This window comes from Bacillus sp. EKM206B (assembly GCF_011066015.1).
Lineage (GTDB): Bacteria > Bacillota > Bacilli > Bacillales > Bacillaceae > Bacillus > Bacillus velezensis.
Genome location: NZ_JAAMNL010000003.1, coordinates 164,140 through 184,088 on the forward strand (window position 1 = coordinate 164,140; position 19,949 = coordinate 184,088).

General features: G+C 45.7%; 23 protein-coding genes and 2 pseudogenes. 4 read left to right on the forward strand and 21 right to left on the reverse strand.

The window, feature by feature from the left end:
- Positions 1 to 18: 18 nt before the first annotated feature.
- From grpE to gpr, 7 genes are all read right to left on the reverse strand, one after another.
- Complete coding sequence (grpE, locus tag G9F50_RS06785) at positions 19 to 594, reverse strand: nucleotide exchange factor GrpE (RefSeq protein WP_020956094.1); 576 nt, start codon at positions 592 to 594, stop codon at positions 19 to 21.
- Positions 595 to 653: 59 nt separating this feature from the next.
- The gene (hrcA, locus tag G9F50_RS06790) at positions 654 to 1,685 is read right to left on the reverse strand and encodes a heat-inducible transcriptional repressor HrcA (protein WP_003152889.1); all 1,032 of its coding nucleotides are present in this window, start codon (positions 1,683 to 1,685) and stop codon (positions 654 to 656) included.
- 80 nt (positions 1,686 to 1,765) lie between these two features.
- Positions 1,766 to 2,905, reverse strand: a complete 1,140-nt coding sequence (hemW, locus tag G9F50_RS06795; RefSeq protein WP_060562637.1) for a radical SAM family heme chaperone HemW — start codon at positions 2,903 to 2,905, stop codon at positions 1,766 to 1,768.
- Between the two features lie 59 nt (positions 2,906 to 2,964).
- On the reverse strand, positions 2,965 to 4,800 hold the full coding sequence (gene lepA / locus G9F50_RS06800; protein WP_007408271.1) for a translation elongation factor 4: 1,836 nt from the start codon (positions 4,798 to 4,800) through the stop codon (positions 2,965 to 2,967).
- Positions 4,801 to 4,932: 132 nt separating this feature from the next.
- Positions 4,933 to 5,268, reverse strand: coding sequence for a YqxA family protein (locus G9F50_RS06805; RefSeq protein WP_060562638.1), 336 nt, complete (start codon positions 5,266 to 5,268; stop codon positions 4,933 to 4,935).
- Between the two features lie 16 nt (positions 5,269 to 5,284).
- Complete coding sequence (gene spoIIP / locus G9F50_RS06810) at positions 5,285 to 6,478, reverse strand: stage II sporulation protein P (RefSeq protein WP_007612673.1); 1,194 nt, start codon at positions 6,476 to 6,478, stop codon at positions 5,285 to 5,287.
- A gap of 67 nt (positions 6,479 to 6,545) precedes the next feature.
- Positions 6,546 to 7,652: a GPR endopeptidase gene (gene gpr, locus G9F50_RS06815; RefSeq protein WP_007408268.1), complete on the reverse strand. Its 1,107-nt coding sequence runs from the start codon at positions 7,650 to 7,652 to the stop codon at positions 6,546 to 6,548.
- Between the two features lie 202 nt (positions 7,653 to 7,854).
- Here gpr and rpsT point away from each other — a divergent pair, with 202 nt between their 5' ends.
- Positions 7,855 to 8,121 carry a 30S ribosomal protein S20 gene (gene rpsT, locus G9F50_RS06820; RefSeq protein ID WP_003152876.1) on the forward strand — a complete coding sequence of 89 codons (267 nt, stop codon included), beginning with the start codon at positions 7,855 to 7,857 and terminating at the stop codon, positions 8,119 to 8,121.
- A gap of 16 nt (positions 8,122 to 8,137) precedes the next feature.
- Here the strand turns inward: rpsT and holA are convergent.
- Positions 8,138 to 9,179 (reverse strand): annotated as a pseudogene (gene holA / locus G9F50_RS06825) (DNA polymerase III subunit delta).
- 39 nt (positions 9,180 to 9,218) lie between these two features.
- A pseudogene (locus G9F50_RS06830) lies at positions 9,219 to 9,370 on the reverse strand (hypothetical protein).
- A 40-nt stretch (positions 9,371 to 9,410) separates the two neighbouring features.
- Here G9F50_RS06830 and G9F50_RS06835 point away from each other — a divergent pair.
- Positions 9,411 to 9,545 carry a YqzM family protein gene (locus G9F50_RS06835; protein WP_003152870.1) on the forward strand — a complete coding sequence of 45 codons (135 nt, stop codon included), beginning with the start codon at positions 9,411 to 9,413 and terminating at the stop codon, positions 9,543 to 9,545.
- Positions 9,546 to 9,563: 18 nt separating this feature from the next.
- Here the strand turns inward: G9F50_RS06835 and G9F50_RS06840 are convergent, their stop codons facing one another.
- The 3 genes from G9F50_RS06840 to G9F50_RS06850 form a co-directional block, all read right to left on the reverse strand.
- Entirely contained in the window at positions 9,564 to 11,915 is a 2,352-nt protein-coding gene (locus tag G9F50_RS06840; protein ID WP_165406525.1) for a DNA internalization-related competence protein ComEC/Rec2, read from the reverse strand.
- The gene (locus G9F50_RS06845; protein WP_003152868.1) at positions 11,916 to 12,485 is read right to left on the reverse strand and encodes a ComE operon protein 2; all 570 of its coding nucleotides are present in this window, start codon (positions 12,483 to 12,485) and stop codon (positions 11,916 to 11,918) included.
- A 66-nt stretch (positions 12,486 to 12,551) separates the two neighbouring features.
- A complete protein-coding gene (locus tag G9F50_RS06850; RefSeq protein WP_165406526.1) occupies positions 12,552 to 13,166 on the reverse strand; it encodes a helix-hairpin-helix domain-containing protein in 615 nt (204 codons plus the stop codon).
- 58 nt (positions 13,167 to 13,224) lie between these two features.
- Between G9F50_RS06850 and comER the strand changes: the two genes are divergently transcribed.
- Positions 13,225 to 14,046, forward strand: coding sequence for a late competence protein ComER (gene comER / locus G9F50_RS06855; protein ID WP_015240246.1), 822 nt, complete (start codon positions 13,225 to 13,227; stop codon positions 14,044 to 14,046).
- Between the two features lie 68 nt (positions 14,047 to 14,114).
- On the opposite strand, the gene G9F50_RS06860 is transcribed toward comER, so the two are convergent.
- Genes G9F50_RS06860 through G9F50_RS06895 form a run of 8 tightly spaced genes read right to left on the reverse strand, consistent with a single transcriptional unit; the run spans position 14,115 to position 19,120 of the window.
- The gene (locus G9F50_RS06860) at positions 14,115 to 14,852 is read right to left on the reverse strand and encodes a class I SAM-dependent DNA methyltransferase (RefSeq protein ID WP_015240247.1); all 738 of its coding nucleotides are present in this window, start codon (positions 14,850 to 14,852) and stop codon (positions 14,115 to 14,117) included.
- A complete protein-coding gene (gene rsfS / locus G9F50_RS06865; protein ID WP_007408260.1) occupies positions 14,849 to 15,205 on the reverse strand; it encodes a ribosome silencing factor in 357 nt (118 codons plus the stop codon). Before rsfS ends, G9F50_RS06860 begins: the two co-directional genes overlap by 4 nt.
- A 23-nt stretch (positions 15,206 to 15,228) precedes the next feature.
- Positions 15,229 to 15,783, reverse strand: a complete 555-nt coding sequence (gene yqeK, locus G9F50_RS06870) for a bis(5'-nucleosyl)-tetraphosphatase (symmetrical) YqeK (protein WP_061860724.1) — start codon at positions 15,781 to 15,783, stop codon at positions 15,229 to 15,231.
- Complete coding sequence (locus G9F50_RS06875) at positions 15,773 to 16,342, reverse strand: nicotinate-nucleotide adenylyltransferase (protein ID WP_098081593.1); 570 nt, start codon at positions 16,340 to 16,342, stop codon at positions 15,773 to 15,775. The genes yqeK and G9F50_RS06875 overlap by 11 nt, the downstream gene beginning before the upstream one ends.
- 10 nt (positions 16,343 to 16,352) lie before the next feature.
- A complete protein-coding gene (gene yhbY / locus G9F50_RS06880; RefSeq protein WP_098081594.1) occupies positions 16,353 to 16,643 on the reverse strand; it encodes a ribosome assembly RNA-binding protein YhbY in 291 nt (96 codons plus the stop codon).
- A complete protein-coding gene (gene aroE / locus G9F50_RS06885) occupies positions 16,637 to 17,479 on the reverse strand; it encodes a shikimate dehydrogenase (RefSeq protein WP_003152856.1) in 843 nt (280 codons plus the stop codon). Before aroE ends, yhbY begins: the two co-directional genes overlap by 7 nt.
- 19 nt (positions 17,480 to 17,498) lie before the next feature.
- Entirely contained in the window at positions 17,499 to 18,599 is a 1,101-nt protein-coding gene (yqeH, locus tag G9F50_RS06890) for a ribosome biogenesis GTPase YqeH (protein ID WP_033574151.1), read from the reverse strand.
- 2 nt (positions 18,600 to 18,601) lie between these two features.
- Positions 18,602 to 19,120 carry a YqeG family HAD IIIA-type phosphatase gene (locus G9F50_RS06895; RefSeq protein WP_007408254.1) on the reverse strand — a complete coding sequence of 173 codons (519 nt, stop codon included), beginning with the start codon at positions 19,118 to 19,120 and terminating at the stop codon, positions 18,602 to 18,604.
- 357 nt (positions 19,121 to 19,477) lie between these two features.
- Here G9F50_RS06895 and sda point away from each other — a divergent pair, with 357 nt between their 5' ends.
- Positions 19,478 to 19,618: a sporulation histidine kinase inhibitor Sda gene (gene sda / locus G9F50_RS06900; RefSeq protein WP_003152850.1), complete on the forward strand. Its 141-nt coding sequence runs from the start codon at positions 19,478 to 19,480 to the stop codon at positions 19,616 to 19,618.
- A 132-nt stretch (positions 19,619 to 19,750) separates the two neighbouring features.
- Here the strand turns inward: sda and G9F50_RS20545 are convergent, their stop codons facing one another.
- Positions 19,751 to 19,885, reverse strand: coding sequence for a hypothetical protein (locus G9F50_RS20545; protein ID WP_003152848.1), 135 nt, complete (start codon positions 19,883 to 19,885; stop codon positions 19,751 to 19,753).
- Positions 19,886 to 19,949: the final 64 nt, after the last annotated feature.

Sequence of the window (19,949 nt, forward strand, 5' to 3'; positions counted from 1 at the left end):
TTACCTCCTGCTATGTAGTTATTGATTCACTTTTACCATTGAAGGACGAATGACGCGATCCTTCAGTTTGTAGCCTTTTTGCAGTTCTTCGATAACGATATTGCTGCCGAAGTTTTCATCTTCCACCTGCATGACGGCTTGGTGAAGGTTCGGATCAAATTCCTGACCGACAGCTTCGATGGCTTGAACGCCTTCTTTTTCAAGTGCGTCCATCAGCTGGCGGCGGACCATTTCCATACCTTGCAGCAAGCTTTTTGTCTGCTCGCTTTCAGCTTCTACCTGTAACGCCCGTTCAAAGTTGTCGAGAGCCGGAAGGATTTCCGTTACGACGTTTTGAGAACGGTATTTCTGAGCAGCTTCCATCTCAAGGCGGCTGCGTCGTTTATAGTTTTCAAAGTCTGCTTGAACACGCAAAAGCTTGTTTTCTTTTTCATCAAGCAAACCCTGCAATTCATCAATTTGGTGCTGAAGGGCTTCTTCCTGACCTGCCGTTTCTTCATGCTGCTCTTGTGAAGCGGCTTGTTCTGCCTGTTCTGTCACTTCTTCTTGTTCTGCTGCTTCAACCTGTTCTGCGGTTTGTTTTTCTTCTGACATTGTGTTCACCTCCCTCAAATGCTGTAAAAAGATGACTGAAAATGATTGCCAAAATTCCCTTATTCATCATACAAACTTGTGAATGCTTTTGACAAGTCCGAAGTCACGTGCTGCAGCAGGCTGACGACTCTTGAATAATTCATGCGCGTCGGCCCGATAATCGCGATTGATCCGATCTGTTTCGTATCAACTGTATAGGTGGCCGTGATTAAGCTGCAGTTTTCCATTTCTTCGTAGTCGTTTTCTTTCCCGATTTTGATTGAAATCCCGGCTTTTGATGACTGAAACAGCTTCAGAACATCCTGCTCTTTTTCAATTAAAGATAAGAGCGAGCGGACCCTTTCAATATCATGGAACTCCGGCTGATTCAGCATGTTGATCTTTCCGCCGAAAAACAATTTCTCAACGTGGGCCGCCGGATGGAATGTGGAGCGGAGCGATTCAAGTATGCTGTCATAGTTGGCGATATGCTGCCTTAAATATGTGACAACCTCTTTGAAAATGCGCTCATTCAGTTCGTCCATCGGCACGCCCGCTAATCGATCGTTTAGTATATTCACCAGTTTTTCAATATCGGCCAAATCCACTTTAGCCGGGAAATTGATGGTGCGGTTTTCGACATGCCCCGTGTTCGTGACGAGGATGGCGACCGCCTTATCCGGCTGGATCGGTACGATTTGAATCTGTTTAAGATAGTTCTCGCTCAGCGTCGGCCCGAGGACAATCGATGTGTAGTTTGTCAGGTCGGACAGGATTTGCGCTGATTTTTGGACTGTTTTTTCCAGCTCGAAGATTTTTTCTTTAAATATCGAGTGAATTAAATCCAGATCGGTTTTTGTCAGCTTGACGGGTGACAGCAAATGATCGACATAATACCTGTACCCTTTTTCCGACGGAATCCGTCCTGAGGATGAATGGGTTTTTTCAATAAAGCCCAATTCCTCCAAGTCAGCCATCTCGTTTCTGATCGTTGCAGAGCTGAATGTAATCTCGTCTTTTTTTGAAAGAGTTCTTGATCCTACAGGCTGCGCTGATTGTATAAAATCATTAATAATCACTTGCAGGATCAACAGCTGACGATTTGTTAACATCATCATCACCCCTGTTAGCACTCAAGGTCAGCGAGTGCTAATTCTATATCAAAAGTAACAAACCAAAAGAAAAATGTCAATTATAACTCACCCAAAAAAGCGCCAAAAACCTCATTTCCTAATAATTTGCCCTCATGCGTTAATGCAACCGATTCTTCCGTGTCACAAATCAGGCCTTTTTCGGTTAAATCTTTGAGAACATCGGGAAACAGTTCGTCGACCGAGCGTCCGAATTTATCGACAAAAGCTTGCTTTTGTACGCCGGACATTTTTCTGAGACCGAGGAACATTTCTTCTTCAATCTGCTCCTCACGTGTCACCTCGTGCGTGTCACGGTAAGGCAGCCCCTTTTCTTCGATGAGCTGCATGTAATGTTTCACAGGCCCGGCGTTGACGGTGCGCGTGCCGCTGATATATCCGTGAGCGCCTGCGCCAAAACCGAAATACTCTTCATTGCTCCAATACGTCAGATTATGCTGCGACTCGTATCCGGGCTTTGCAAAGTTACTGATCTCGTATTGACGGATGCCCGCTTCACTCATCTGCCTCATGACCGTTTCATACATCTCGGCCTCTTGTTCTTGCGCCGGGAGATGCAGGCGGCCTTTTTGCATTAAATTATAAAACACCGTTTTCGGCTCTACGATCAGCGAGTAAACGGAATAGTGCTCCGCATCAAGAGACAAAGCCGTTTTGACGGAATTGTCAAGATCGGCCAGCGTCTGACCCGGCAGGCCGAACATCAAATCGAGACTGATGTTGTCGAAGCCGAGAGCCCTCGCACGTTCAAAGGAAGTGAATACGTCCTTTTGTTTATGCACTCTGCCGATTTTTTGTAAAAGCTCATCTTCAAAGGTTTGAACACCGAAGCTCAGCCGGTTGACACCGGCATTTTTCATAATTTTTAATTTTTCCGGGGACAAATCATCCGGATTCGCTTCCGCGGCAAATTCTATGAGTCCGTCAGAAGGCTTCAGCACGCGGTGAATGGAATCCATCAATTTTTCCAGCTGGACGGGTGAGAGCGATGTCGGCGTGCCTCCCCCGATAAAAATCGTGCGGAGATCAGGGCGTCCCGTCCGTTCTATTGTATTTATCATTTCCTTTTCGAGTGAGTTTAAGTACTCATCGACAGGCTGGCTCTGAATAAAATATTTATTGAAATCGCAATAGTGGCAGATATGCTCACAAAACGGAATATGAATATAAGCTGATTTCATTTTGAAACACCTTCTTCTTTACAGAAAGAAGCCGCAGCGCGGGACTGCGGCGGCTTCCGTTATTTTTTCGGGCTGTCATCCATTTTAAGAACGGCCATAAACGCTTCCTGCGGCACTTCTACTGAGCCGACCTGCTTCATCCGGCGTTTTCCTTCTTTTTGTTTTTCAAGAAGCTTCCGTTTCCGCGAGATGTCTCCTCCGTAACATTTTGCAAGGACGTTTTTCCGCATGGCCTTAATGGTTGAGCGGGCCACGATTTTCTGTCCGATCGCCGCTTGAATCGGTACTTCAAAGTGCTGGCGCGGAATAAGCTCTTTCAGTTTTTCCACAATTACTTTTCCGCGTTCGTACGCGTAATCGCGATGCACGATAAATGAAAGGGCGTCGATTTTTTCTCCGTTCAGCATAATGTCCATCTTGACAAGTTTAGACGGTTTGTAGCCGATCAGTTCGTAATCAAAGGACGCGTAGCCTTTTGTGCTTGATTTCAGCTGATCAAAAAACTCATAGACGATTTCCGCAAGAGGCATCTCATATACAATGCTGACCCGATTTGCGTCTAAATATTGCATGTCGATAAAATTGCCGCGTTTTCCTTGGCAAAGCTCCATCACCGCACCGACATAATCGTTCGGCACCATCATTGTCGCTTTTACATACGGCTCCTCGATTCTTTCGATCTTTTGTGGGTCAGGCATGTTGGACGGGTTGTCGACAACAACCTTTTCGCCGTCTGTCATATACACATCATAGATAACACTCGGTGCCGTTGTGATCAGGTCGATTTTAAACTCACGCTCAATCCGCTCCTGAATGATTTCCATGTGAAGCATACCTAAAAATCCGCAGCGGAAACCGAATCCGAGCGCTTGGGATGTCTCTGCTTCATATTGAAGCGATGAGTCATTCAGTTCAAGCTTCTCTAGAGCTTCCCTTAAATCATTGTATTTGGCCGTATCGATCGGATACAAACCGCAATACACCATCGGGTTCAGCTTGCGATACCCAGGCAATGCTTCGGCAGCCTGATTGGCCGCGCTTGTTATCGTGTCACCGACACGTGTGTCACCGACATTTTTGATCGCAGCAGTTAAAAAGCCTACATCGCCGACAGTCAGTTCATCTGTCGGAGTTGCTTTCGGCGTGAACACACCGACTTCTGTCACTTCAAACTCTTTTCCGGTTGCCATCATTTTAATTTTCTGGCCCGGTTTGACTGTTCCTTCTACGACTCTGATATACGCGACGACTCCGCGGTACGCGTCATAAAGCGAGTCAAAGATGAGCGCTTTCAGCGGAGCTTCCGGATCTCCCGCGGGAGCCGGCACTTTTTCTACGATCTGTTCTAAAATGTCTTCGATGCCGATGCCCGCTTTCGCTGAAGCGAGGACGGCGTCTGAAGCGTCAAGGCCGATAACGTCCTCAACCTCTTGACGCACACGTTCTGGCTCTGCGCTCGGGAGATCGATTTTATTAATGACAGGAAGAATCTCAAGATCATTATCAAGCGCCAGATAGACGTTCGCCAATGTCTGCGCTTCTATTCCCTGAGCCGCATCAACAACGAGAATCGCGCCTTCACAGGCAGCCAGGCTTCGCGAAACTTCATATGTAAAGTCGACGTGTCCGGGCGTGTCGATGAGATGGAATATATATTCTTCTCCGTCTTTTGCTTTGTATTTCAGCTGAACGGAATTTAATTTGATGGTAATTCCCCGTTCGCGTTCAAGGTCCATTGAATCAAGCAATTGTTCTTTCATTTCCCGCTGGGTGATCGCCGATGTTTTTTCTAAAATCCGATCCGCCAAGGTCGATTTGCCGTGGTCTATGTGGGCGATGATGGAGAAATTCCGGATTCTTGACTGCCTCTCTAAACGCTTTTCTTTATCTGTCACAATCTATCACTCCTACTATTAAACGCAAAATACACTAGCTTAGATTATATCAATAGGATTGTAAACATTCAATTAAAACAAGAAAGAGAAAAGCTTCCTTTAAGGAATCATCCGCTTTTCTCTTCATCAATGCTAACGGTTCAGTTTCGAAACCCACTCATACATCGCTTGCGCCGAGTCCGTCACGGTATTTGAAAGGGTTTCTCCGGCTTTTGAAAACAGGTTGAAGGTTTCCGCCTGTTCCAGCTGTTTTTGTTTTTCTTCCAGATCTTTCGCCGTAACGGTTTGCCCCAAAATGGAAGCTTCTTTTTCCTGTCCTTTTCCGCCGAGCGTGAATGCTCCTTTTAAGGAGGGATCTTTGTATCCTTTCATATCAAGCATTCCGCTGTTTGCCTGCTGCATGCCGAACAAAACGCCGAAAAACATGACAATGGCGATCAGCAGGCATTTGCCGGTAAAACGGATCATTCGAATCACCTGATTTCTATTGTTTTTTCTTCTCTCCTGATTGCGAGCTGACCTTTTCTGCATCCCAGTACAGTTCGCTGAACACATCGGCCACGGCATCTGATGCGCGCCTCAGTTCTTCAAGATTGTTATCCACGCCCCCGAATTCCAGCAGAAGCGACCGGTCGTTTAAATCTTGGTTGTATACTCCATTATCTCCCGGAGAGCCTTTTGATAAAACACCGACGCTTAAGCCGGGGTATTTTTTCTCCATGAGCTTATGAAGTTCACTTGCGAGTTTATAGTTTTCTTCAAAATTAGCGCTTTTTTTGCCGACAACGATGGCGACTCTGGCATAGCTTTTTCCTTTGATGTCGGCTGTCGTATTTTTCTTGCGGCGGGAATCCCGGTGAATGTCTATGGTATATTGCAGGTTTTTATTTTTGGCGAGCGCGCTTTTTACGACCGGCCTTGATTCGTCGTAGCTTCGCGCATAATTTAAACCGTCTTTGTTCAGACGGGCCTGAATGTCGGTTTTATCTACGGTCGCTCCTACACCTTGCGCTTCAAGCGCTTTTCCGAACATATCTCCGACAAGTGTGACATTGGCCTTCGAATGGCGGGCGTTATCCGGATTTGTTTCCCCCTTTAACAGAGGAAGATAGGATTCGGTATTATGAGTGTGGTAAATAAAAACGACTTTTTTGCTGCCTGTTGAATGTTTCGGCGGCGCCGTTTCTTCTTTTTTCGTTTTGTTTTCGATTTCTGCCAGGTTCACTTCTTTTTCTTTTTCCATCACCTTTGACGGCGGCGGAGATTCAGCCGGCATATTCGTATAATCCGTCCCCTGCCCCGCCAGAAGGATCTCCGTATCGTATTGGGCAAATCCCGGCAGCTCACGTCCCAAGAAACTCCGCGGGTCTTCCATATTAATGCTTGTCGCCAGTTTTAAGGAAAGCCGGGACAGCTGAAAAGAGTCTTTTTCAGGAAGCTCTGAGGCGAAATAATGATTTTCCATGCCGAGGAGGTGTGCAAACGCGTCACCCGGAAGTTCTCCGGCAATTCCGTGAAGAGAATCCGAAGAAAGCCTCAGTTCAGGGCGAAGCGATGTGAGCACACCCGATAATACGAAAATAACGATAAGGCTTGTCATAAACAAAAACATGCCCTTGAGCGCATTTCCACCGTTTACTGCAACGACAATTTGACGGTTTCTGCGTTTTTTTCTCATGATTTGAATCCCTCCAGCGCTTGTCTAGTAATTACTCTATGAACAAGCTAGAGGAGGTAGAACCATTTTAATGATTATAAGAACCTTTGTTATCTTGTGACACTTTTTCATGAAGGGCGGTGTTTAACCCGTTTGCAAGTACGTTCGCCATATCATCAATAAAGGTGTCAATCTCCTTCGGCGTGACCATCAGATTATGGCCGAGCGGAGAAAGCACTTCGTGAATCAGCTGGCGTTTTTCGTTTTCGTCCAGCGTGCCGACAATACCGAGAAAGGATTGGCGTTCTTTTTCTCCGGGAAGGTCTTCATCTGTCAGCACCTTCTTTTTGCCGAAGTTCATTCCGGCGGGCACCAGAGATCTTGACGGGCTGTCATCTTTCATCTCTCTTCCGAAATGTTTTAATATATAATCCACCGTATCGCTTGCGATCGTAACCGCGTCAACGACAGTCGGTACCCCGATTGCGATGACGGGAATGCCGAGCGTTTCCTTGCTTAATTCTTTTCTCTTATTGCCGACGCCTGATCCCGGGTGAATGCCCGTATCAGAAAATTGGATGGTCGTGTTCACCCTTTCAACGGCTCTGGCCGCAAGAGCGTCTACCGCGATCACAAAATCCGGCTTTGATTCTTTGATCACACCTTGAATAATATCGCTCGTTTCAATTCCCGTTAATCCCATCACACCGGGAGCAAGCGCGCTGACCGGCCTGTACCCTTCCTGCACGTTTTCCGGCTGAAGCCTGAACAGATGCCTTGTCACAAGAAGGTTTTCGGTCACGAGAGGGCCGAGCGCATCCGGCGTCACATTCCAGTTGCCGAGACCCACGATCAAACAGCTTGCATCCTTTGGAATCTTTAATGCCGACAGATAGGCGGAAAATTCCTCGGCAAACACTTCCGTTACTTTTTCCTGCATGTCAGAGTCGTGTTCCCGAACCCCTTGAGCCTCGATCGTGACATAGCGTCCCTGCTTTTTCCCCGATAGCTCGGCGCCTTCTTTGGTAATATCGACGGTTCTGACTTTAATGCCGCCCTTGTCGCGTTCTTTTTCAATAAACCCGTTTATTTCTTTTTTCTGACCGGCTTGTCCGTCTTTTACCGCCTGTTTCGTTTCTACCGCTAAATCCGTCCGTATCAGAAATTGATTGACATCCAGTTCGTTGTTTTTCACAGGGAAGACCTCCTTCAATCATCGTGGTACATAGTGTGGCCATTTACAAAACGAATCATGCGAATTTACCCATCAACGAAAAATACTTTACATTTATATTGCAATCTAAAGTTCTGTTTGATAGAATACAATTTGTTCTATTGTGAAGAAGATTTAACCTTAAGACACTGTGCTACAGGTTGTATCTTAGGAGGTGAAACACATGCCAAACATTAAATCAGCGATTAAACGTACAAAAACAAACAACGAACGCCGCGCTCATAACGCGACAATCAAATCTGCTATGCGTACTGCAATCAAACAAGTTGAAGCTTCTGTTGCTAACAACGAAGCGGATAAAGCGAAAACTGCTCTTTCTGAAGCAGCGAAACGCATTGATAAAGCAGTGAAAACAGGTCTTGTACACAAAAATGCCGCAGCTCGATACAAATCTAGACTTGCGAAACAAGTGAACGGACTTTCTGCATAATACAAAAACGATCCCTTTAACGGGGATCGTTTTTTTCATTCAGTCCGGAGAAGCTCAAGGAGAAAGAGCTCCAGCAAGAGCTGCTTGTCCTTTTTCCCCGTTTTCATTTCATAATCCATCACTGCGAGTCTTTCTATAATACGCCGCAGCTCTTCTTCAGAAAAAAGCCTCGCCTGATCCATCGCCAGTTTTACCCGGAAGGGGTGCACCTTTAAGTTGGAAGCGATTTGCTTTTGGCCGTATCCTTGTCCCGCAAAATACTTTGTCTGCATAATCAGACGGAATTGGTTGGCGATCAGCGCCATAATTTTGATCGGTTCTTCGTTTTGTTTTAAAAGATCATAAAATATTTGAAGACTTTCCGTCCGTTTTCGGTTCACGATTTTGTTGATCAGCTCAAAAATATTCTGCTCCAAACTTCTTGCGACGAGCTCCCGGACATCTTCAAGCGTGATCTCCTGTCTGTCACCGGTGTAGGCGGAGAGTTTTTGTATTTCCTGATATATGGAAGACAGATGGCCGTTTGCAAGCAGAACCAAATGCTCGGCAGCTTCTGTATCGATCATTTTATTTTCGGATTTCGCCAGATTAATCGTAAAATCAGTCGTCTCCTTTGCATTCAGCTCCTTAGCTTCAATCATAAGGGCTTTTTGCTTCAGCGCTTTCGTCAGCTTTTTCCGTTCGTCCAGTTTCTCATACGGAGCCACAATCACAAAGACCGTGTAAGGTGCAGGCTCCTTCAGATAAGTCTCCAGAGCAGCTGTATTATGCTCTATTTTTTCTTTCTTTTTTTCCCCTGTTAAAAAAGACGGATTTTTTACGATGACCAGCCGCTTCTCTCCCATAAACGGAAACGTTTCCGCATCGGTTACGGCCTGGTCAAGCGGATCCTCTTCAAGATCAAAAACAGACAGGTTAAAATCCTTTGTCTCCTCATCAACGACAGCTTGTCTGATCCGGCTGACAGTTTCTTGGAGCAGATACGTTTCTTTTCCGTATAAGCAATAAACGGAGCGGACATCCCCTTTTTTCAGGGCTTTCCAAACATCAAATACCATGATCGTATGACTTCCTCTCTTTCTTGATCCCCTTCTATCCTAAATTGAGTTTGGCAAATAGTAAAGAGGAAGCTTTAAGGACAGCTTCCTCATTTATAATAAACGCCTGATTCACAAGCTCCCGGGTCTGCTTGTAAAAAGGCGATAATCACAAGAACAGAAAACGTTACCATCACTTCTAGATTTTTCAAAACAATTCCAGTATACTTAGGGAAGTCAGGAGGGATGAAATTGAATGATTTTGAAAAAAACGTTCAAAGCAAACGAAATGATGCTGTTGACTCAGCTGTCGGTTTTGTCGTGTCCTTCGGATTTTTCGCCTTTTTGTTCGTGATGGCAACAGCCATCCATCTTATCGGCTCTTAGCCGCATTCCGGGCTGCTGTCAATCGGCAGTCTTTTTTACTTCTTGCGCCCTGGTTTCTTCTATATCATATGGAGGGAAGACGGAAAACGTTCCGGCGCCTTTTTTAAATCTGTATTGAATCGTTCCGCTGATATCGGTGCGAAGCACATTGACAGAGTACGCCTTCAAACGATCCAGCACTTCTTCATGCGGATGATGGTATCGATTCTCTTTTCCTGCTGAAATCAGCGCTGCTTCCGGCTGAAGCTGCTTCAAAAAGGCTTCACTCGTTGAGCTTTTGCTGCCGTGATGACCCGCCTTCAATATATGAGCCTTCAGATTCGGATACGTTTTCAGCACTTCCGTTTCGCCGTCCGATTCTAAATCTCCCGTCAAAAGCCAGCTCACTCCGCCAAAAGCCGTCCAAAGCACCAGTGACGAATCATTTTTACTCCTTCCGTCAGACGACTCCGGAGACAGCACCTGAAACTGAAGATCACCGGCTGTAATGGTGTCGCCCCGCTTTGCTTCGGCAACGGGAATGTTGTTTTCTTTCGCCATATTTAATATGTTCTGATCCTTCGGTTCTTTTACGAATCCTACGGGGACAATTAACCGTTTGACTCTATGATTTTTGATTAACACTCCGGCTTCCCCGATGTGATCTTGATCCGCATGGGTTAAAATCAGTGCATCCAGCTTTTTCACCCCTTTTCCGTTTAAAAATGGAATCAAAACCTTCTCGCCGATAGAATACGGGTGACGTTTTTCTTTCCATGATTCTCCGGGATAAGCAATCACTCCCCCTGTATCAACCATTACGGTCCCTTTGCGGTGCGGCGCGCTTATAAACAGTGAGTCTCCCTGCCCGATATCAAGCATATCCGCTTCTCCCCATGGACTGAAATACGGACGGCATATTAAATAAGCCAAAACCGCGCAGAAAAAAAGAGCCGATTTCCTGAGTTTTAAAAAACCTCCCTTTTCCAAAGCCGCAAAAAGCGTAAAAACGGAAACCGCAAGCAGAAGAAGGGAAAGAAAGTCAGGCTTTGACACAATCATAGTAAATAAATCAACGGATGCCGCATATGTAATGAAATCATGCACAGGTTTCATCACAAGGTCAAACATACCAAACAAACATTCTCCCATCTGCCTTGAGAGTAAAAGAAGAAGGAAACCGATGACAGAAACCGGAATGACAAATAACGTATAAAAAGGCACCATCACCATATTCATCGGAAAACTGACAAGTGAAATCTGCTGAAAATGAAAGAGAAGAAACGGAAGTGAGCTGAGCTCTGCAATCAATGAAGCCATCGCAAGCCCGGCAAGTCTGCTTTCCCCTGCTTTCTTTAAAATGGAGGATGACAGAATTAAAGAGGCGCTTACCGCAAAGGAAAGCTGGAAGCCCGCCTGCCAAAGGAAGTAAGGATTAAACAGCAGAAGCAGCAGATAAGACAGGGACAATGCAGCAGAGGAATGAATGCCGCGTTTAACAAGAGTTCCGGCGATATAAAATCCCAGCATGAGGGATGCGCGCAATACGGATGGGGCGGCACCGCTCAGCAGTGTATACACCGGCAAAAACAGCAGCAGCAAAATTCCCGCTTTTTCTCTTGTCAGCCCGATTCTGATCAGAGCATAAAATAATCCCGCCGTAATAAGACCGACATGCATTCCGGAAATCGCCATTAAATGAACGACTCCCAAATTTTGATATGCACTCAGTATATCGTCCTCTATAGAAAATCTTTCACCTAAGGTCAGCGCTTCAACAATTCCGGCGGAAGATTCAGGCACGTGATTCCGAATGATCGAAATCAAATTTTTTCTGATGTTCAGCAGTTTAAACAGCGGCTGTTTGGATTTTTCACACTGCTCAATGGAAGTCACGGAAAATAACCAGTGAATCTGCTGAGAGTAAAGATATTCCTTATAATCAAAACCTCCGGGAATCGTCGAATGTGCAGGCTGTTTCAGAGAGCCTGTAAACGTGCAGCGCATCCCCGGTTCAAGCTGTTCAATGAGTCTTTTTTCCTCAAGAGAACGGATTTTGTATGAAACCGCCCATTTTTCCTTGTCATGTGTACGGATAACGGCTGACATTTTCGCTCCGTCAACCTTCGGAATATTAGTGATGACGGCCTGTTCAGTATAACTGCCGGCCTGATACCGCGTTACATTCGCAGCGTCACAAACCGTATAAAGAAAGAAAGAAAGACAAAAAGAAACGAGGCAGACGATAACCAGAGCATGGCGCTTTGTTTTTACGATAATAAAGAGAAGATACAGAAGAAAAAGGAGCATAACCCAGAAGACATGAGCGGCGGCAATTCCCGCAGTTGCAGAAACCGCCGCCAGAGGCAGAAGAAGGTATTTATATTTCATTTATACGTAACTGGTAAACAGCTCATTGGCCTGTTCATGAATTTTTTTCAGTTCATCTGCCTTAACCCCCGCATCAGATAATTGCTGAATCAGACCTGCTACAAAAGACAATTTTTCGCGGTTTTTCAGATCGATGATCATTTCATCAAGTTCGACCTGCTCCACCTTGACTCCGGCTTGGCTGAACAGCTCTTTTGCATAAGGCTGTGTTTTGTAATCTTCGGCATAATAAACCGTTTTGATGCCTGCCTGGATAATTGATTTGCAGCATTGAATACAAGGATAATGCGTCACATAAATTTCGGCGCCCTCCGTCGGAACACCGAACTTAGAACATTGCAGAATCGCATTCATTTCTGCATGTATGGTCCGCTGGCAATGATTATCTATTAAAAGGCATCCTTCATCAGCGCAATGGACGCCGCCGGCGATTGAGCCGTTGTATCCGCCGGCAATCATCCGCTTGTCTCTGACTACGGTTGCCCCGACTGACAGTCTCGGACATGTGCTTCTCAGCGCCAGCAAATGGCTTTGCGCCATAAAATATTGATTCCATGAGATTCGTTCCACAAGTGTTCCCTCCAAAAAGTCTTGTTGCTTTTCTAAGTTTACATAGATTTAAGCAAAACCGTCAATTCACTTTACCGTAATGGAAGTTTTTATCCGCTCAAATGACTTCTCTCCAAAGCCTGATACATTCATCAAATCTTCAGCAGTCTGAAACCGTCCGTTTTCTTCTCGGTAGGCGATAATCGCTTCCGCTTTTTTCTGCCCCACCCCGGAAATCGCCTGAAGTTCGTCCAGAGATGCCGTATTGATATTGACAGCTGCATTCTCCTTTTCACCCGCCGCTGTTTTCGGGCGATTCTCCTCTTCGCCTTCACTCGGAATATAAACAATCGTGCCGTCCTGCAGCTGCTCTGCTAAATTAACATTCAATTCATCCGCCTTTTTCTTCAGGCCGCCGGCTTTTTCAATGGCTTGCGTCACCCTGTCTCCCGCTTTCATTTCATACACGCCGGGATTTCGGACCGCCCCTTTCACATCAATCATAATCTTATCGTCTGCGGTGTCTTTTTTGTCCGCGACGGATGCTGAGGCTGTTTGGCCGAGCACGGACTGCTGTTTGACCGGCTCTTCCTTGTCAGAACGAAACAGCCAAATACAGATAAAAACCGCCCCTGCCGCAAGACAAGCGCCCAGAATTTTCAGGTTCCGCCGCAGCCGCTCCGTCATCATCGCTTTCGTCATATTGCATTGCCTCCCCGCATAAGGTTTAGAGGATTAAGGGAAAAAGGAGGGGAATTCATTGAAAATAGGCTTTATCGGCACCGGAAACATGGGAACGATCCTGATTGAATCGTTTATCGAATCAAACGCTGCCGATCCCTCACATATCACCATCACAAACAGAACAATCGAAAAAGCATTAAAACTAAAAGAACGTTTCAGCGGCATCCATGTCACCGAGGATCAGGAAAAGCTCGTACAGGATAATGAAATAATATTCATTTGTGTAAAACCGCTGGATATATATCCTTTGCTGAAAAAACTCACACCGCATTTACGGAAAGATCACATTTTAATCTCCATTACCAGCCCCGTTCAGACGGATCAGATTGAACATACGGTTCCGTGTCAGACGGCCCGCGTCATTCCGAGCATTACGAACCGCGCCTTGGCCGGCGTCTCGCTTGTTACGTTCGGCAAAAGCTGCAGCGAGGCTGCAAAAGCGGATATTCAAACGCTGTTCACTCATATTTCAAAACCTGTGGAAATCAGCAGCGGCATTACAAGAGCGGCGTCAGACATTGTCAGCTGCGGGCCCGCTTTTATGAGTTATCTCGTTCAGCGCTTTATTGACGCGGCAGTGGAAGAAACGGACATCACCAAAGAAGAAGCCGTGATTATGTCGACGGAAATGCTTGTCGGTCTCGGAAAGCTTCTGGAAACAGGGCATTACACGCTTCCCGCCTTGCAGGAAAAAGTATGCGTAAAAGGCGGCGTCACCGGAGAAGGACTGAAGGCTCTCGAAAGCGGTGTTCAGGATATGTTCAACCGTGTCTTTCAGCGTACACATGACAAATACGATGAAGATATATCGTTAGTGAAGAAGCAATTTCACGTATAACTGAGTATGCCATAAAGTGCTTTATCTCGCCAATCGCAAAAATTGCATTTTAAAAACCATCGTTCCGTTTAAACGATGGTTTTTGGTTTGCCTGCCGTAAAGAAAAGACGTTCAGACTCTGTTGAAGGAGGCCGGTCTGTAAAATCAGCCGTCACCTTCTTCAGTTCAAATCCGGTCTCTGCAAGCATTTGTTCATATTCTTCAATGTAAAATGTTTTTTGCTCATGCGTCTCGTCATAACGGTCATAAGATTGTCCGTTCCATACGAAAAAGGACATATCATGGATGACAGAAAGCTCTTCATCGCCGGCAAAGCTTTGCCAGATATAGCTGATCTGCTCATCCTGATCCGCATGGGTGCTGTCCGGAAAAAGCTCCGTCATTTTAAATGGGGAATGGACGTCAAACAGAAGCAGGCCGCCCTCCTTCAAAACTTGAAAAACACTTTTGAAGGTGCTTAAGACATCACTTTTCGTTTTTAAGTAATTTAGGGAATCACAGCAGATGACAACGGCATCAAACTGTTCTTCAAAACCGGAAAGCTCTCTCATATCCTGCTGGAGAAAAAGAATCGGCTTTCCCGTTTTTTTCTGCTGGGCACAGCTCAGCATATCTTCACTCAAATCAATCCCCGTGACTTCGCAGCCTTTTTCAGCAAGCCTGATGGATATTTCTCCGGTTCCGCAGGCAAGATCAAGCACCCTTCCCTTTTCCGGAAGAGACGCTTCGATCCAGCCCGCCCATTCATCATACGGCGCATGTGACATTAACTCGTCATATACGCCGGCGAAGCCTTGGTAAATCATGAGTTCAAGCCGAGTTCAAGCTCTGCGAGCGGCGCGTCGCCCCATAGCTTTTCAAGATTGTAGTAGCTTCTTTCATCTTTATGGAAAACGTGGACAATGACGTCGCCGAGATCAACTAAAATCCAGCGGGCCTCATCAAACCCTTCCATCTTTTTGACATCAATGCCGTTTTCTTCTGCCTGATCTTTAATTTCACGCGCAATTGCCTGAACCTGCTTATCAGAATTCCCGTGGCAGATTAAAAAGTAATCCGCTATAAGTGAGATTCCTTCCATGTCCAGCGCTAAAATATCTTCTGCACGTTTATCGTCGCATGCTTTTGCCGCGATTTTTAATACGGAAGCTTGATTCATTCTTCAAATTCCTCCTGTCAATTTTAAGACACCAGCCAATTATAGGTTGCAAACGTCTCCGGAAAGACCGGCTGGTTTTTTTTCATCAGAAATATCATTGTATTTTTCATCGCTTGTATGAGCGCTTCGTTCAGATCCGTTTCCGCCAGACGGCGCACCTCTTCCACTCCGGGAAAATGGCGGCCGGGTTCAATGTAATCCGCAACGTAAATGACTTTGTCTAAAAGGGTCATTCCCGGACGCCCTGACGTGTGATAGCGGATTGCATCCAAGATCTCAGGATCAGTGATCCCCGCTTCTTTCTCAGCCAAATACGCTCCCACAGGGGCATGCCACAGCTCGGCATTGTAATCCAAGAGCTCAGCCGGCATTTTTTCCCGCACGATGATCTGCTTCATTTCTTCTTTCGGCCGGAATTTCGCATAATCATGAAAAATAGCCGCCATTTCCGCTTTTTTCGGGTCTGCTCCGAACCGGCCTGCGAGAATAACCGCCGTATCTGTCACGCCGATTGTGTGGATGTAGCGATGCTCGGTCAGCTGCTCTTTGACACAGGCAAGTGCTTCCTCACGATTCATATAAATCATTCTCCTCTATATACTGCCTCACTTTATCCGGCATTAAGTATTGCGTCGGCTTTTTTGCTTTGAGACGTTCTCTCAGCATCGTTGACGAAACGTCAAATTCCGGAACGTCGGCAAAAAGCAGCGGGTACGGGGTCTCAATATGATACCCCGGGCGCCGCACTCCGATAAATTGAATGAGCGTGAGCAGTTCGTCCAGTTTGTACCAATTCGGCAGATATTCAATCATATCCGCCCCGATAATAAAGAAAAGCTTGTCGTTCGGGTGCCGCTCCTTCAGTAAACGGACGGTATCATAGGTATAAGAAGGGCCTTTCCGGTCCATTTCCGCAAGCTCAAGCTTAAAGCCGGAATTAGAGCTGATGGCAAGCTTCAGCATCTCCACCCGGTGCCGGCTGTCTGTAAAGTCTTCATTCTGCTTATGCGGAGGGATTTTATTGGGCATAAACCAAATCTCATCGAGCTCCGCCTGATGAAGGACTTCATTAGCCATCAGAAGATGTCCGTTGTGCGGAGGGTCAAATGTGCCCCCGAATATTCCGATTTTCTTCATGTCAACCACCTTACGGAAGCTCGATTTGTTTATTTTCCTTTGATTCCTTATACAGTACGATCGTATTTCCGATCGTCTGCACCAATTGTGAGCGGCTGCCTTTCACAAGGGCTTCTGCGACATCGTTTTTATCGTCTTCGCAGTTTTGAAGCACGCTGATTTTAATCAGCTCTCTTGCTTCTAAAGCCTCGGCAATCTGTTTCACCATGTTTTCGTTGACTCCGCCTTTTCCCACTTGAAAAATAGGCGTTAAATGATGCGCTTTTGAACGCAAAAACCGTTTTTGTTTTCCTGTTAACATTGTGTTCCTCCTAGTTTTCCTTCAACAATTGCTCTCATTAAGCCGCTGTCAGGCTCTTGTTCCGTCCACAGCTTGAAAGACAGTGCGGCCTGTTCCACAAACATGCCGACACCGTCAAGGGTTGTTAAACCTCTTTTTTCAGCTTCTTTTAAGAACGCCGTTTGAATCGGGTTGTATACGATATCACAAACGATGGCGCCCGTTTTGGCCCGTTCCAATGAGAGCGGCACGGCATCCGTTTTCGGATACATGCCGACAGATGTTGTATGAATAATGACGTCATATTGTTCAAGCTGATTTTCAGCTTCTTTTAAAGTAAGGGCGCGTTTCTGCTGAAAAGAGGGAGCAGCCGCAATCAGACTTTCTGCTTTTTCCGGCGTGCGGTTACAAACGTCAAATTGTTTCGGCTCTCTGCGGACGATCGTCGTAAAAATCGCTCTTGCCGCTCCTCCCGCCCCAATCATGAGGATGGAGAGCTCTGATATCGGTTTGTCCAATACTTTGACTAAGGATTTATAAAACCCATCTCCGTCAGTATTATACCCGATGAGCCTGTCTCCCTCTCTTTTGACGGTATTTACGGCCCCGAGTACTTTCGCGCTTTCATGTATTTCATCCAGATGCTCCATGATCGCGACTTTATGCGGGACTGTGACGTTCACTCCGCAGATGCCAAGCGCCTTGATTCCGTTAACGGCGTCCTTGAGATGATGAGGTTCCACCTGAAACGCAAAATACTGCCCGTTGATGTTCTTATCTTGCAAAGCCGCGTTATGAATATCGGGTGACATTGAATGCCCGATCGGATTTCCGATTACTCCGTACAATTGTTTCATGCTCCCTCTCCCCTTCTCTCTATATTAATGAACGGCGGACAAATACGTGTACGCCTTTCGGAGCGTATGCCGTTATTTTTTTATCTGCTTGCTGCACCGTGACCCAGCCGAGACCGGAAAAAACGATATCCGTCTTTCCTTCTTTAATCGAAAACGTATGGGGTGTAAGCTCCGGAAATTCATCCAAATGATCTTTTCCGGGCGGGGTAAGCAGTTCTCCCGCATGCTTTTCGTATAAGGCATCAGCATTTTCAAGCTTTGTTCTGTGAATCATCAATTCATTCGGCATATAGCAGACAAACGCCGTTTTATCGCCTGATACATAGTCAAACCGGGCAAGCCCGCCGAAATAAAGCGTTTGTTTCTCATTCAGCTGAAAAGTGCGCGGCTTCAGTTCTTTTTTCGGTGTCAGCACCTTTAAGTCACGCTTGTCCACGTAATGCGCCATCTGGTGATGGTTAATGATTCCCGGCGTATCATAAAGCGCAGATCCGTCATCGAGCGGGATTTCAATCGCGTCAAGCGTCGTGCCCGGAAATTGAGAGGTGGTAATAATATTCTCTTCCCCTGAGACCTCTTTAATAATCCGGTTGATAAATGTGGATTTGCCGACATTGGTACAGCCCACCACATACACATCGCGCCCTTCGCGGTAATGTTCAATGGCGTCAATGACTTCCTTCATCCCTTGTCCGCGGGAAGCGCTGATTAAAAAGACATCAAGGGGTTTTAAGCCGTATTCTTTCGCTTCGCGTTTCATCCATTGAACGAGCCGTTCCCGTTTTACGGATTTCGGCAGGATATCGGCCTTATTACCGACAAGAATGATCGGATTACCGCCGACAAAGCGGTTCAGCCCGTTTATCCAGCTTCCGTTAAAATCAAAAATATCAACGACTTTGACAATAAGAGAGTCAGTATCGCCGATTGTGTGCAAGATATTTAAAAAGTCATCATCCGTTAATGAAACATCTTGAATTTCATTGTAATTTTTCAGTCTGAAGCAGCGCTGGCAGATGACATTCTCTTTCGTGAGCGATGCCTTTGGCGCGTATCCGAGACCTTGTTTATCCTCGGTCTGGATCGTTACTCCGCAGCCGATGCAAACAACCTTTTCCATTTCTAATCCTCCCACTGAATATGGCCTTTACGTTTCAAAGAACTCAATATTCTCCGTTCAATCCGGCGGTTAAAGCGCGTCATGACTCCGTCAGAGGAAGCGACAGGCACGACGAGGATCGTATGATACCCGTTTCTGTTTCCGCCGAGAACATCAGTAAGCAGCTGATCGCCGATGACGACACAGTCTTCTTTTTTCAGATCCATGCTGCTGACGGCTCTCTTAAAGGCGCGCCCCATAGGTTTTCTTGCCTTATAAATAAACGGTATGCCAAGCGGCTCCGAGAATAATTTCACTCTTCGTTCATTATTATTGGAGACGATCGTGACTTTAATGCCGTGCTCCTTCATTTCTTCAAACCACTCGATTAATCGAGGTGTCGCACTCGGTCTGTCCCACTCCACAAGCGTGTTGTCAAGGTCTGTAATAATCCCTTTCACATTGCGTTCTTTGAGCTTTTCCGGTGTGATATGAAATATATTTTTCACAAATTCGTCAGGTAAAAAAAACTTTTTTAACAAAACCCGCACCCTTCCTTTTCTTTCTATCATCTATATGTCGAAACCTGTCAGATTTAAAAACAAAGTCGGACTCGGTAAAAAAATTTCGACAAAAATTGGGTTTCTTCACCAGTTGTGGATAAAATTACACACATTATCCACTCTTATTACATCCGGATTTATCCAGATTATAAACAAGATACTAACAAGTTATCCACTTACGAGTGTGGATAACAGAACGATTGTTCTTATTTGTATTTCATGGTAGATTAAAGATAACCTCACCATGATTGAAACGCAACCTTCCATCATATGCTTGCGTCTGATGATTGATTACAATTGTAAGGAGGTGCCACTCCCATTAATTGGGTCCCCGGCATGAGAAAGCTTTCTGATGAATTACTAATAGAATCTTATTTCAAAGCCAATGAAATGAATTTGAGCCGTGAATTTATCGAGTTAATTGAAAACGAAATCAAAAGAAGATCGCTCGGACACATTATTTCCGTTTCTTCTTAAACAGAAAAAAATTCCCGGGCGAATTTCCTTTTTTTACTCAGATGACTGATATTATATCACTTCGGTTATGCGCATTACTACCACTTTCAACAAAAAACACCCCTAAAATAGAGGTGTTTAAGAGGACGGCTGCTATATATTGAACCAATACAGACCGCCCAGGACGAGAATGACGACGAGCAGCACAACAAAAAATGCGTACCAGTACCCCGCATTCACCCGAGGAGGCGGGCATACAGGATATTGCGGAGGGAAACCGCGGTTCATAGCAATCGCCTCCAAAAAGATGTTTTTTCTACAGCCTATGAAGCAGAAGCAAAACGGTTTAGGC

Excerpts from the sequence above, each read along its gene's own strand:
- grpE (WP_020956094.1), bottom strand. The coding sequence starts at position 594 with ATGTCAGAAGAAAAACAAACCGCAGAACAGGTTGAAGCAGCAGAACAA.
- hrcA (WP_003152889.1), bottom strand. The coding sequence starts at position 1,685 with ATGTTAACAAATCGTCAGCTGTTGATCCTGCAAGTGATTATTAATGAT.
- hemW (WP_060562637.1), bottom strand. The coding sequence starts at position 2,905 with ATGAAATCAGCTTATATTCATATTCCGTTTTGTGAGCATATCTGCCAC.
- G9F50_RS06805 (WP_060562638.1), bottom strand. The coding sequence starts at position 5,268 with ATGATCCGTTTTACCGGCAAATGCCTGCTGATCGCCATTGTCATGTTT.
- spoIIP (WP_007612673.1), bottom strand. The coding sequence starts at position 6,478 with ATGAGAAAAAAACGCAGAAACCGTCAAATTGTCGTTGCAGTAAACGGT.
- rpsT (WP_003152876.1), top strand. The coding sequence starts at position 7,855 with ATGCCAAACATTAAATCAGCGATTAAACGTACAAAAACAAACAACGAA.
- G9F50_RS06840 (WP_165406525.1), bottom strand. The coding sequence starts at position 11,915 with ATGAAATATAAATACCTTCTTCTGCCTCTGGCGGCGGTTTCTGCAACT.
- G9F50_RS06850 (WP_165406526.1), bottom strand. The coding sequence starts at position 13,166 with ATGACGAAAGCGATGATGACGGAGCGGCTGCGGCGGAACCTGAAAATT.
- G9F50_RS06860 (WP_015240247.1), bottom strand. The coding sequence starts at position 14,852 with ATGATTTACCAAGGCTTCGCCGGCGTATATGACGAGTTAATGTCACAT.
- rsfS (WP_007408260.1), bottom strand. The coding sequence starts at position 15,205 with ATGAATCAAGCTTCCGTATTAAAAATCGCGGCAAAAGCATGCGACGAT.
- yqeK (WP_061860724.1), bottom strand. The coding sequence starts at position 15,783 with ATGAATCGTGAGGAAGCACTTGCCTGTGTCAAAGAGCAGCTGACCGAG.
- G9F50_RS06875 (WP_098081593.1), bottom strand. The coding sequence starts at position 16,342 with ATGAAGAAAATCGGAATATTCGGGGGCACATTTGACCCTCCGCACAAC.
- yhbY (WP_098081594.1), bottom strand. The coding sequence starts at position 16,643 with ATGTTAACAGGAAAACAAAAACGGTTTTTGCGTTCAAAAGCGCATCAT.
- aroE (WP_003152856.1), bottom strand. The coding sequence starts at position 17,479 with ATGAAACAATTGTACGGAGTAATCGGAAATCCGATCGGGCATTCAATG.
- yqeH (WP_033574151.1), bottom strand. The coding sequence starts at position 18,599 with ATGGAAAAGGTTGTTTGCATCGGCTGCGGAGTAACGATCCAGACCGAG.
- sda (WP_003152850.1), top strand. The coding sequence starts at position 19,478 with ATGAGAAAGCTTTCTGATGAATTACTAATAGAATCTTATTTCAAAGCC.
- G9F50_RS20545 (WP_003152848.1), bottom strand. The coding sequence starts at position 19,885 with ATGAACCGCGGTTTCCCTCCGCAATATCCTGTATGCCCGCCTCCTCGG.